Origin of the sequence: Cellvibrio mixtus subsp. mixtus J3-8 (genome assembly GCF_000766945.1) — a bacterium.
GTDB classification, from domain to species: Bacteria; Pseudomonadota; Gammaproteobacteria; order Pseudomonadales; family Cellvibrionaceae; genus Cellvibrio; species Cellvibrio mixtus_A.
Genome location: NZ_KN266213.1, coordinates 34,344 through 48,779, shown reverse-complemented (window position 1 = coordinate 48,779; position 14,436 = coordinate 34,344). Strand labels below are relative to the sequence as shown.

Here is a 14,436-nt window from a genome sequence, read left to right as displayed (position 1 = left end):
CAGGCTGAACGTTTGATTGAAGAGCATTATGGATTGATTGCCGGTGGTGATCTTACGGTAGAGTTCGAACGCGATGTTTCAGGTGGAGAAGCGGCGCATGTAGAAGCTACCTATGCATCCTCCGGTTCCACTGGCACCAATATTAAACTGGTTATTGACCTTAGTGATTTCAGTGAGCTGCCCAATGGTAATTCCCCCTGGTATTACGACCGCATCATCGCGCATGAAATGGTGCATGCGATCATGGCCCGGAACATGAACAATTCCGAATTGCCGAGTTGGTTTAAAGAAGGAACCGCAGAGTTTATTCACGGCGCTGATGAACGCGTTAAAGGTGATGCCGATATTCTCGCGCTCGAAAGCAACTTCAGTGTTTTATTTGGCACTACACCGGCTGCTCCCACGCATTCTGCGGCTTACTCCGTTAGTTATATTGCGGTGAAATTGCTGGATAAAGAAATTCGCGATAGTGGTGGTGCGGGTATCAAAGATGTTTTCAACCATTTGAAAACTGGAAAAACATTGGATCAAGCGTTAGCGGCAGTCAGTGCTGCATATCCTTCATTGTCTGGTTTGTGGAATGGCAAGGCATCATTCGAATCGCATTTCCTGGCAGTTGGTTTTGCACAATATCCCTTATTATTAAATCTTGATGATCAGGATACCGGTTCTATCGCTGGTTCTGATTATGGCCATTCATCAAAATCTGAAGCCGCCATTATGCCGGAAGGCATTAGTGGTCCATCTAAAAATTTCAACGTCATTATTCCTGCTGCATATATCCCGACACCCGAAATCCGTGGTGCACTGGAATCAATTCGTTTTAGTAATGGCAATGAGTGGAATCAAGCCAGAGTCCTCCAGGAAGTCCTGAAGCCAACCAATGGTAATGACACCATTCATGCCTTCGATACCAATGACACATTAAGTGGATCAAAAGGTAATGACAAACTAATTGGTTACGGCGGCAATGATGTTTATCGCTATTCATCAGGTGATGGCAATGACGTCATTATTGATAGTGCGGGCACTGACCAGATTGATTTTTCGGCGGAGATATTGGCTGCGGATGTTAAGTTAAGGCGTGATGCGCAAAATAATTTAATTATCACAGTGAAAGATGGTTCAATTATCACAGTTAAAAATGCGTTTGATACATCCGGTAACCTCACGACAGGTTCAATAGAATCTATTAAGTTTTTGAGCGGAATAACATGGGATTCTGCAAAGATTCTGGAAGAAGTAAACAAGCCAAGTGAGCCTCTGATAAACATTGTTAATGGTACTGCCAGCAGTGAAACCTTATTGGGTTCCAGTGGCGATGACATAATCATTGGCGGGAAAGGTAACGATCAGTTAAATGGATATGCAGGTAATGATATCTATCGTTATTCATTAGGCGACGGCAATGACATTATCATTGATAGCGCAGGCGCTGACCAGATTGAGTTTTCGGCAGAGATATTGGCTGCGGAGATTAAGTTAAAGCGTGATGTATATAACTTGGTTATTACGCTAAAAGACAATTCCACAATTACCGTTAAAGATGCTTTTAATGCATCTGGTAACTTTGCAATTGGTTCTATTGAGTCCATTAAGTTTTTGAGTGGTGTTACATGGGATTCTGCAAAAATTCTGGAAGAAGTAAACAAGCCAAGTGAGCCTGTGATTAACATTGTTAATGGTACTGCCAACAGTGAAACCTTATTGGGTTCTAGTGGCGATGACGTAATCATTGGAAATAAAGGTAACGATCAGTTAAATGGGTATGCAGGCAACGATATTTATCGTTATTCATCAGGCGACGGCAATGACATCATCATTGACAGCGCAGGCACTGACCAGATTGAGTTTTCGGCGGAGATATTGGCTGCGGATGTTGAATTGAAACGAGATGTGCAGAACGACTTGGTTGTTACACTAAAAGATAATTCAACAGTAACTGTTAAAAATGCTTTTGATTTATGGGGTAATCTTACAGGTAATTCGATTGAGTCAATTAAGTTTTTGAATGGAGCAATCTGGGATGCTGCAAAAATTCGCGAGGACGCAAATAAACCTGGTGCGAATTTTGTCAATGGATCTATTAACAGTGAGACCCTCACTGGCACTGCAGGAATTGATATTTTAACGGGTGGTAAAGGGAATGATTTACTGCAAGGCAAAAGTGGTAATGATACCTATGTGTACAACCTGGGGGATGGCAACGACACTATAGCGGATGATAGTGGAGTTGACGTAATTAACTTCGGGCAGAATATTTTTTCTGATCAAATTATATTTTCTCGTTGGGGCTGGTACGGAGTGAAGATTGATCTGCAGGATGGCAGCTCAATTATAATCAACAATATGTTTAATTCTATTGATGTCGGGGCTGGCGCTGTTGAAGGTGTTCGATTTGCTAACGACGAGTTCTGGGGGTTATCAAGGATCAAAGCGGAGATATTGAAACGTGAATCATCAGATGGCAATGATGTGTTTGATGGCTTTGGTGGGGATGATGTGCTTGAAGGCAAGGGAGGATATGACCGGATTTATGGAAGAGAAGGGAATGACCGTTATATATTTAAACGTGGAGATGGTGTAGACATCATTAATGACACATCAGGCAATGATACGTTAGTGTTTGGTGAAGGGATTACTCCAGAAGATATTATTGTTCATCAAGCAAGTGGAAATTTATATTTTATTATTAATAATGGTGAAATGGTTCAGATAATGGGTTCGCTTATTGATGGCGCACCTGATGAATCCAAATTCATCGAAAAAGTTGATTTTTCTAATGGAGTTGTTTGGGATCAGGTAATTATCAAACAAAAAATAGCTGAAACAAAAATTAATCCTGATGTGCTTTTTGGGCGTAATACCTGGGATGATTTATATTCTGGTAGTGCCTATTTAATCCACGGGTTGGATGGCGATGATGAAATTCGTGGCGGAAGAAACACAAATTTCATCATGGGTGGTGGTGGACTTAACTTTCTGCAGGGTTATGGTGCTACCTATCTTATAACAGAGCAGCCTAGCTTAAATTTCATTGAAAATTTTCGAACTGATCAAGACCGGATTTTATTTGCCGAAGGTATTAAGCCAGAAGATGTAAAAGTAAAAATTGTTGAGGCACGCATTGAAGCTGGTCTGGAAGATGGCAGATTAATGGGGTACACCCTTGGATCAGAGAATGGTCGATGGAATCTTGAGTTAACTACAGGCGAAGTCTCAATTTATCTTGATAGTCTTTTTACGGATGGAGCCTACATTGGCGCGAAGGTTTATAGCCCAGAGAGGGCAATGGGTACTGTTGAATTTTTTGATGGAACTCGTTGGACAATAGATGACCTTTTAGTTCTTGCTTTGAATACTTCAGCGAATAATGATTGGATAAATGGAACAGGTTATAACGATAAAATATCGGGTAACGAGGGAAATGATTCCATTTATTCCTATTCAGGACAAGATTTGCTTGATGGTGGTGTCGGTGATGATCGGCTTGTTGGTGGTGATGATCAGGATACGCTAATTGGGGGTAAAGGAAATGACGAGCTTTATGGGGATTTCGGTGAATTTAGTAATAGAAATACCGCTAATGATACTTATATTTTTAATGTTGGTGACGGTAGCGACACTATTACAGATCTTTTTGGTTTCGACACTATTGAGTTTGGTGCAGGCATACAAAAAGAGGATGTTGTCATTACAACTATTGATGAAGATCTAGTTGTTTCATTTTTAAATCTGGCAGACCGTATAACTATCATTGGTGGTGCTATTCCTGAATACAAGTTCTACGTTGGAGGTAAAATAGAAAATTTTAAATTCTCTAATGGAGATATTTTAAATTTTGATCTGAAAGATACCCCGATATTTTTGGAAGGGGATGATCGGTATAATTTTTTATTTGGAGGAAACAAAAACGACACAATAATTGGTGGTTTGGGTGATGATGAGCTCAGTGGGGGCGATGGTGATGATGAGTATAGATATAATCTGGGAGATGGTTTTGATAGAATAATTGAAAATTCTGGGAGTGATAAAATTATTTTTGGAGAAACGATTACTCCTGAGATTACTAAAATAATAAGAGACAGCAACTTTTTTACTATTTACGTTGATGGAGAGCAAGCACTGTCTTTCCGTGATTCGTGGACTGACGTTGGTTCTATTGACTCTATTGTTTTTGCTAATGGTGAAATTTGGAATGTCTCGCAAATGATTTCCAAGTCGCTGATAGCAACATCTCAATCGGATAGTTTATATGGAAGTGATTTCAACGATCTGATTAATGGCTATGAGGAGCGTGACTTCATTAAAGCGGGCATGGGTAATGACACCATAATAGGTGGGTTGGGACATGATTCTTTGGAGGGCGGTTTAGGGGATGATATTTATCAGATTGGTTCAGGTCATGGTTATGATCAGATCTTTGACGAAGGGGGTATTGATACTATTGAGTTTGGTGTGGGTATTCTCCCCACAGATATTTCGGTGCAGGCCATAGACTCCAATTTAGAGATAAAAATAAAGAATGGTGAAACGATTATATTATATAACGTTTTTGATAATGATCTTACAGGCGTGGCAACAAGGAAAATAAATACAGAAAATTTAGTAGAAAACTTTATTTTTTCCAACGGGCAAAATTTACTGTTAACTCAGTTATTGCAAAAACTATCTGTCGGCACAAATCTTCAGGATACTTTGTATGGATCAGATATCAATGATTTTCTTGATGGTAAGGAATCGAGCGATGTAATGTATGCTGGTAGTGGAAATGATACATTAATTGGTGGCGACGGAAATGATCGATTACTTGGTGAAAGAGGGGACGATATTTTATATGGTGGCAATGGAAATGATGTTCTTGAGGATTTTTATGGAAACAATATCTATGTGGGCGGTAAAGGCAACGATAGAATTTCATTGTCAAATGGTAATTCGGTTTTTGGTAGGGAAAGTGCAGGGCCGAGTGTAATACGCTTTTCTTTGGGGGATGGTGTCGATACAATCGGCTGGGCTGTTCCTGGTCAAATGGTGATTGAGTTAGGCGAAGGAATATCGCCAGAAATGCTTGCATTTAAGTCATATAACGATGGTCTCGTAGATTTATTAATTCCTGGAACCACAGATCAAATAAATCAATTATCCGATAGACGGGAATATAGCATCAAATTTTTTGATGGCGCTTATTGGAGTCCTGATCAGTTATCGGCAGCTGTTAATAAATCAAAAGCCTTTCTTTCCACCAGTAAACAGACTCTTAGTGGGACTGTGCGGCCAAACGCTAAAATTTTTATTTCTGTCTTAAATCAAAACAATACCATTACAAATTATCCAATGATTCTGTCTGACTCTTCTGGTTATTATGAAATTGATTTTGAAGAGCGACTTTATACACACCAGATCGAAATTTTTTATGAAGATATAGTTGGAAATAAACTTCCCCTCACTGTATTTGATACTGTTGATTCACGCACGCCTCCTACACCCACAGCTGAGATAGATACTTCTGGTTATTTAATTGAAGGTTTTACAAGCCCCGGTGCTACTGTAAGTCTCTTAAATTATTATACGTCTATAGCTTCAGATCCAACTACAGGGTTTTACAGTATTGTTTTGCCAGACAATTTTGTTAATGGTGAAGATATTAAGGTTGTGGCAAGTTTTAATCACAGTTCTTATTCTTTACCAGCAATTATTAAGGCTCCAGACACTACTGCCCCAATACAAGCCTCAGGAATTCTTGACCATGTTGGGAGCAGGATTACAGGGGTTGCAGAAAAAGGTGCAGAAGTTACGTTGATAGATAATTTTGGTAAAACTTTAGGTATAGCCACTGCAAGTTCTAGTGATGGAACTTATGCAATCAAGTTTCAACGGCCTGTCGCAAATGGTGAATTAATCGAAATAATCACACGAGATGCCGTAGGGAATTCATCATCGGGTTTCATTCGTGCACCGGATTTAACTGCTCCTGTTTCGCTACACGCTTCTATTAATACAAACAGAAAAATCATCAATGGATACACAGAACCAGGTGCTAAAGTTATCGTTCGCTCACTAGAAGGTTCTTTTTTAGGTGAAGTGATTGCATCCGGTGTAAATGGATCTTTTGAATTAACTTTATCTACAGCATTGGCTGTTAACGATATAGTTAATTTACGTGTGATAGATGTCGCAGGAAACGTGTCTGAAATTATTCAATTAAAAGCCCCTGCTATAAATTCACCAATTCAACCTTCTGCGGCATTTGATGTGCTAGGAAAGACAATTTCCGGTGTTGCTGGTGAGAGTGGGGTTCTAATATTAAAAGATCAAGGTAATCACGAAATTTCCAGAACAGTTGTTCAGGCTGGTGTAGGTTTTTCTATTGAGCTTGAAAAGTCCTGGATAAATCGTGAAGTTTTTAATGTGGCGTTAATGAACGCAAGTGGCGATATTTCCTCACCTGTTTATTTTATCGCTCCTGACAGAACGCCGCCTAAAACTCCAAGTGCAATATTAGATGATTATAATTATGACATTGAAGGGTATGCTGAGCCTGGAAGTACTGTGGATATTGTTGATAAAAACGGTGATATTATTGCAACAGTGAATGCAGATTTAAAAACTGGGCACTTTACCAAAGTTTTATATGGGAAAGTGACAGAAGGTGAAGATATTTTTGTTAGGTCGGTAGATAGTGCAGGCAATAGCTCTTCTCTTAAATTGACCGTGCACGATTTAACTGCACCGTCACTTTCTGGCTATTTCGATGAACAAGGGCGTGTAATAAGTGGTGTCACAGAACCTGGTGCTTTGGTTTATATTAAGTACTCATCAGATTATGCAATCGCAAGTGCGGATGGGACTTACTTAATTGAACTTAGTAAGCCAGTCATCAGTGGTGAGTCTTTTGAAGTTCATGTGAAAGATAAGAGTAATAATATTTCTTCGATTTACATTGATTCGCCTGATTTGACCCAGCCAATGCCTCCGACAGCGCAATTTGATTCGGCGGGAAAAGTTATTACGGGGGAAACCCAATCGACTTCCACTGGAGGTTCTCAAGTTATTGTTATGGATAGCACTAATACAAGGGTTCTAGGTAGTGTTGTGTTAGGGGCATATTCGAGCTCTTTTAAAATAACATTAGCTACCGCATTGAAGAACAATGAGGTTGTTAATGTTACTGTGAAAGATGTTGCAGGAAATACATCTTATGCAACATCAATTAATGCTCCTGATAAAACTGCTCCCATTATTCAGTCTGTTAAATTTAATGAAACTGGGAAAATAGTTATTGGCACCACGGAACCAGGTGGTGTTGTGATTGTAAAGGATCAATCAGGCCAGCAGTTAAAAACAGCAGTTGCCGATTTAACAAATGGCAATTTTAGTATTACATTAGACACAGCATTTATTAATAAAGAGACAGTGAGTGTCACTGTGAAGGATGCGGCTGGAAATGTTTCGACAATAAAATCAATAATTGCTCCTGATTTAATTGTGCCTATTGTTCCAACCGCATCAATTGATGCTGCTGGTAAAGTAATAACGGGGACCGGAGAAAAAGGAAGTATTATTATTGTTAGAAGTGCGAGTGGTGAGGAGCTAAAAACGGCAACTGTTAATACATCAACAGGCACATATTCATTGACACTTACTACAGCGATGATAAATAAAGAAACGTTACTTATTTTTTCTAAAGATGCCGCCGGAAATATTTCTAATCCAACGTCCTTGATTGCGCCTGACAAAACACCGCCTGCAATTCCATCGGCGGAGTTTGATACAACCGGGCAAATTATTACGGGTTATACCGAAGCCGGTAGTACGGTTACCGTTAAAAATTCCTCTAATGTACTGCTTAAAACTGCTGTTGCTGATTCAGTCTCTGGTGCTTATACCGTTATTCTTGATTCGGCATTTATTAATAAACAAACTGTGAGTATTACTGCAACCGATAGCGCAGGAAATATTTCGGGTAAAAAATCCATCATTGCACCGGATTTGACTCCACCTGGTATTCCAACGGCGGCGATTGATGCTACCGGTAAAATTATTACGGGTAAGGCGGAGAAGGGCAGCACAGTGATTGTGAAGGATGCGAATGGTGTCGAATTGAAATCGGTGGTGCTGGATGCTGCAACAGATGCTTATACATTGACGCTTGATGTGGCAAAGATTAATAAGGAAACACTGTTAATTACTGCGAAAGATCCGGCGGGCAATATTTCTTCTCCAAAATCCATTATCGCTCCCGATAAAACTCCACCTGCTGCCCCTTCTGCAGTCCTCGATGCGACCCGAAAAATTATTACGGGTACCGCAGAAATTAGCAGCAAGATTGAGGTTAAAAATGCTGCCGGGACTGTGCTGAAATCTGTTACTGCCAATGCAACCAACGGTTCATACAGCATTACGTTAACGACAGCATTAGCAATCGGCGAAAAAGTTACTATCACAGCTAAAGATGCTGCCGCTAATATTTCGGACCCAACGGTATTGACGGCAACGGCAGTGCAAGCGGTGTCTACTCTTTTTGCAGACGCTGCACCTGAATATTTGTTAGTTGAATCCTTGTTCGGAGATGGCGTTGATGTAGCGGTCATTAATACGCCTACCGGTGTTAGTGATTATCGCCAACAAAATGGGATATTGATTCAGGCCATGGCTTCGTTTGCAGTGGTGGACGGTGTTGATACCAGGCGATCCGTTCATTATTACGAGGAGCGACCAGCGATGCTTGCTCCGGCGGTGTAAAGTTAATCAGGATGTGAAAGAAAAGTTGCAGGTATGTAGGGTTTTTAATTCTGCGCTGTAATTTTAAAAGAGCCTCATTTGAGGCTCTTTTTTGGCGATCAATAAAGAAAGAATATTCCAGGCAAACGTCTGGCATTTTCCTCGCGGAAAATTCGTTTGGACGTTCGCTAAATGGATGGCGAAGTTGGCGCCACACTTTTTTTGTGTTCACTGATTTTCTTTTTCTTGAGCTCGAACAATAACAACGAATGATCAGTGACAACAAATTCATGACCGAAGTGGTAAAAATCATGTTTATTGCGCTGCGGTTGATTGGTATCAATCAGGCAGCTCCAACCACTCCCCTGGGGAACTGCGGGCAGTTTGAAATTAACCGCGTCGGGTTGGGCATTGAGAATAAGCAATAATGTTGCATCCGAACCGCGGCGATGAATACCGGTGGGTTGCGCGCGGCCATCCATGATCATGCCGAAGCAACCCAGGTTTGGATCATGCCAATTGCCTTCCTGCATTTCTTCACCGGTGGGTGAAATCCAGCTTACATCTTTTACATCGAGTTCTTCATTGTACTCGCCTACCAGAAAACGCCCGCGTCGCAACATTGGATACGCATGGCGCAAGCGGATTAATTTGCGGGTGAAATCGAGCATGGTTTTTCCTTGCTCTTTGATGTCCCAATTCAGCCAGCTGATTTCATTATCCTGGCAGTAGACGTTGTTATTGCCGTTGAGCGTGTGCGCGAATTCATCGCCGGAAACCAGCATGGGTGTGCCTTGGGAAAACAGGAGCGTAGCCATCATATTGCGCATCTGGCGCTGGCGCAGGCGAGTGATGTTTTCGTCGTCAGTCGGACCTTCACAACCGTAGTTAGCAGAGAGGTTATTATCGGTACCGTCGGAATTATCGTGGCCGTTTGCCTCGTTATGTTTTTGCTCATAGGTAACGAGGTCATGCAACGTAAAACCGTCATGGGCGGTTACGAAATTCACCGATGCAGAAGGGCGACGACCACGGCGGTTGAACACATCGCCGGAGGCAGTTAAGCGGCTCGCCAACTCCTGTATTTTGCCTTTATCGCCACGCCAGAATTCGCGCACGGTATCGCGGAACCGGTCATTCCACTCCAGCCAGCCGGGTGGGAATGCCCCGACTTGATAACCCCCCATACCGCAATCCCAGGGCTCGGCGATGAGTTTTATCTGGCTAAGTAATGGATCTTGTCGGCATGCGAGATGGAAACCATGGCGTTCATCAAAACCGGTTTTGGCGCGCGCGAGGATAGTACCCAGGTCAAAGCGGAAGCCATCCACACCCATATCGGTGGCCCAATAACGTAACGAGTCGGTCACCATACGCAGTACACAGGGATGACTTAAATCGAGGGTGTTGCCGGTACCGGAATCATTGATGTAATAGCGCTTGTTATCGGGCATTAACCGGTAATAAGTCGAGTTATCGATTCCGCGCAACGACAGCGTTGGGCCGAATTCATTGCCTTCGGCAGTGTGGTTGTAAACCACATCCAGAATCACTTCCAATCCGGCTTGATGGAAATGGGCCACCATTCCTTTGAATTCATTCAGATGACCGCTCGCCAGATAAGGTGTGTGCGGTGCAAAAAATCCGAGGGTGTTGTAACCCCAATAATTTTTCAGGCCGCGCTCAAGTAAATGCTGCTCGTCGACAAACGCATGAACTGGCAAAAGCTCAACGCTGGTGACGCCCAGCGAGCGTATATGTTGCAGCAGATCGGGATTGCTCAGCCCGGCAAAGGTGCCACGTAAATGTTGCGGAACTGAAGGGTGTTGCATGCTGATGCCGCGCACATGGGTTTCGTAAATGATGGTTTTGTCGGGGGGAATGCGTTTGAACTGGTGGTTACCCCAGGTAAACGCGGAATCCACGACTTTGGATTTGGGGATATAGGCGGCGCTGTCGCGCTCATCAAAACTCAGGTCACCGTCGGGCGAGCCAATGGTGTAACCAAACAAACTGTCGTCCCATTTCAATTGGCCGACCAACTGTTTGGCATAGGGATCAATCAGCAATTTGTTGGGATTAAAACGATGCCCGGCGTCGGGTTCGTAAGGTCCGTAGACGCGGTAACCATACACCTGGCCGGGGCGAGCATCGGGTAAGTAGCCATGCCAGATTTCATCGCTGTATTCCGGCAACTCAATACGCTCCAGCTCATGCTTGCCGCTCGCATCAAACAGGCAAAGTTCGACCTTGGTTGCATTGGCCGAAAACAGCGCGAAGTTAACACCCAGTCCATCCCACGTCGCTCCTAACGGAAAAGGATTACCTTCGCTGATACGTGAATGGGTTTTAATCATTGGAGCGGGTACCTGTGTGTTCATCAATCATATCCCCCAGGCCTGTATGCGGCCTCTCATTGAAAAACGTGCCAACGGAAAACCTGCAAGGTAAAAACCATGCAAAACGTTTACCTATTGGCAGGGTCCTGTTGTTTTAGTGTGGTTTGGCGGGTTTTCTGGAGGCCTTTTTCGGAGCCGCTGCCGGGTCGTCCACAACCGCTTTTACGCGCACGCGGGTCGGGGGCGGGGCGATTTCCGGATCGGCAGACGCCATAGTGACCTCATGCTCAGCTGGCCCAAATGGCGATTTTCCATCGACCGGTTTGGCTGCCTGCTGTTCGTCGGCAGGTTTAAAGTTCTGCGGATCGGTCAATGATTCCATCGGGTCCGCTGGACCAGTTTCACCGGCAGCGAGTTTGCAGGCCATTTCCCAGTGACGCGCCGCCTGGCCATCGGGTTTACCTTCCGATTCCCAAATCTGGTGCGCGAATTTACGTACAACGTGTTCATTAGGTTGCATGATGCACCTCCGGTGAGAGTGATAAATAGAGAAGGTTGACGGGAAAGTCCGCGAGCAAATCGCGGGCTTCCAGTTGATCTTCCCGGGCTTGGTGAAAACGGTTGGAGAACACGCTGACCAGGCGTTGGCCAGCCAGCTCAGGGGGAAGGGTGATATGCGTGTCTTCCCACAGTAATGTTGGAACGAGAGGGGTTTCTGTATCGCCCAGCAATGTTGCTGCTAAACGCGGGGCGATAATGATGACCCATTGATTTTCCCGTTGGCGGGCAAAGGCAATAATCCGCTCGGCCCCTGTGCCACTAACGGCCAGTGGTTCATAACTGCCACGGCTAAACATTTCGGGAATAACATTGCGCAGGCCAAGGGTTTTGGTGATCAGGTATTGCTTGATATAACCATTGCGCCATTGCTTGATAAGGTCGGCGGGTGCTACGTCACTTTCCAGCGCGGCGAGTCGCGGGGCGTAGTCCACCGGGCGCCGGTTGTCCGGGTCGACCAGACTGAAGTCCCAGAAGTCGCATCCCTGGTAAAGATCCGGTACGCCAGGCGTCGTAATGCGCAGCAGGGTTTGGGTCAGGCTATTCAATGCACCAGCTGGGGCAAGGCTCATGGCAGCGGTATAAATATCCGTGCGCAAATCGCGAGCCTCATCGGCCGTGAGCAGGCGGGTCAGGAATTCCTTGCAAGCTGATTCATAAGCCCCGTTCGGGCTGATCCAGCGGGTGCGCAATTTGGCTTCGCGCATGGCCTTTTCTTGCCATCCCAGCACTCGCTCCAGATAAGTAGCGATGCCATCCTTGTCTGCTACATCCAGCCCCAGTGGCCAGCTTCCCAACAGGATTTGATACAACGCCAATTCGTCGCCAGCGGAGGGTGCAAGTCCATCTTCCAATTCCGTACGCAAGGGGTGGGCGAGCGAGCGCCACTCGTACACCTTTCCCGCAAACCACACGGAGCGCTCACTAATAACGGCAATACGTGCGCGCGTATCTTCACCGCGCTTGTGGTCGTGGGTAGCGGTCGCCAATAGGTTGTCAGGAAAGTTTTTTGCGCGTTGCCGGGCAATTTGGTGGAAGCGGGCTGTAGGAGCGCTAAATCGCGCCGGATCAAAACCGACATCGTTGCGTGATAGCAATACAGCGGAGCGATAACACGCCGTATCTTCCACCGCTTTGGCCGCTGTAGGTGATGTCACCTGTTGGAAATGGGCGAGGGTTACACGGCGCAAACGCCGCGCCTGGCCGGGAGGCAATTCATGTAAAGGTTGTGCGCCCAACCAGGAATCCAAACGTTCCAGCAACGGCCAATCGCTTTCCTGCAATGTCGTTTTGGCGCCGGCCAGCGCTTCGGAAAACACAGCTTGTTCCTGCGGTGTACGTGCGCATGCATTGGAATAGGTGCGATACACAGGGAAGTGGACAATCAATTCCAGCAAGGCCCGGCGAATTGCACCGAGGGTGAGGTCGCGGGTGGCAATATCGGTGCGGGCAACCAGCAATAACTGATGCGCGAGGCTTTCAAAATCGCCCGCCAGGGATGTGGACAATATCAGTCGCCGCGCTTCCAGTACTTCTTCCTTAAAGTTTGCCGAACGATTACTTAATTCCTGCCACAAACCATGTAATTGCAAGGCGCCAAGTGGATCGTGTTGCAGCAAGGAAACCTGGTTCATAAATTCGTAACCGGTAGTGCCTTGTACCAGCCAGTCACCAGGCAATTGCTCATCATCGGCGAGTATTTTTTCTACATAGATAGCAAATTGCTCTGGTTGTGGCGCTAACTGGTTAACGCGTCGACGCAACTTGCGGCAATAAGCCCGTGGGTTTGCGAGGCCATCCACATGATCGATGCGCAGACCATTCACGACGCCCTGTTCGATTAATTCAAAAATTTTTGCATGAACGGCTTCAAACACGTAACTCCGTTCCATGCGTAATGCGCCCAACTCATTTACATCGAAGAAGCGTCGCCAATTAATATCATCGGCGGCGGTGCGCCAGCTGGCCAGGCGATAATGTTGTTGTTCCAATAACTGGTGCAGGCGTTGTACTTGTGCGGAATAGCCATCGTGCTGGTTGCCACCGGTGCCCGGTACCACGGTAAATTGTGCAATCGCATGCCCAATCGCAGTGGCGATAGCCTCGTGTTGGGCGAGTTGATGCAACTCCTGCTGTAATGGACGAACGGCTGTCAAATAATCCGGGTGTTGATCCAATGCTTTAAAACGTTTGCCCAATCGTTTCAAATCATCATTTTTACTGCGCGCCAGGATTTCTGTGTAAGTCGGTGGATAAACCGGAAAACGGTGATCAAAATGTTCGAAATAAAACGCACCTGTTTCTGCTGAGAAATGCAGCGGTAATTCACCGGCTAATAGCACTTCGCCATAATCGGTGCGCAGGAACGGAACAAGCAATTGACCTTTCATCAACGGGTCGGGGGAGTTCCAATTGATGTCAAAAAAACCCGCATAAGGACTGCGTTGTCCCCACTCCAATACACTTAACCACCAGGGATTGCTAGCGCCGCCTACTGCCATATGGTTGGGCACAAAATCCACAATCAAACCCATATATTCACGGTGCAATGCATCGGCCAGGCGGCGCAGTCCTTCTTCACCCCCCAGCTCCGGGTTGATGCAGGTTGGGTCTACCATATCGTAACCGTAGGTTGAACCGGGGCGCGCTTTCAATACTGGCGATGCATAAATATGGCTCACGCCCAACTGCAAAAAATAAGGCACTAAAGCAACAGCGTCATCAAAGCGGAATCCGCTGTGAAATTGCAGACGTAGTGTGGCTCTTAATTCGGTCATATTCTTGCCTCTTCCAATACATGTTCCGTTGTTGCGATTGT

The 14,436-nt window shown here is 45.0% G+C and carries 4 protein-coding genes; 1 reads left to right on the top strand and 3 read right to left on the bottom strand.

Annotated elements, in window-relative coordinates; genetic code table 11:
- The coding region (locus A596_RS22970; RefSeq protein ID WP_039917636.1) for a flagellinolysin at positions 1-8,742 on the top strand (8,742 nt) is incomplete at its 5' end.
- A 167-nt stretch (positions 8,743-8,909) separates the two neighbouring features.
- On the opposite strand, the gene glgX is transcribed toward A596_RS22970, so the two are convergent.
- The 3 genes from glgX to A596_RS18570 all read right to left on the bottom strand — a co-directional run bounded on the left by glgX (position 8,910) and on the right by A596_RS18570 (position 14,395).
- Complete coding sequence (gene glgX / locus A596_RS18580; protein ID WP_052417676.1) at positions 8,910-11,102, bottom strand: glycogen debranching protein GlgX; 2,193 nt, start codon at positions 11,100-11,102, stop codon at positions 8,910-8,912.
- A gap of 112 nt (positions 11,103-11,214) precedes the next feature.
- Positions 11,215-11,580, bottom strand: coding sequence for a DUF2934 domain-containing protein (locus A596_RS18575; RefSeq protein ID WP_052417675.1), 366 nt, complete (start codon positions 11,578-11,580; stop codon positions 11,215-11,217).
- Entirely contained in the window at positions 11,570-14,395 is a 2,826-nt protein-coding gene (locus A596_RS18570; RefSeq protein ID WP_039917634.1) for a malto-oligosyltrehalose synthase, read from the bottom strand. The genes A596_RS18575 and A596_RS18570 overlap by 11 nt, the downstream gene beginning before the upstream one ends.
- Positions 14,396-14,436: the final 41 nt, after the last annotated feature.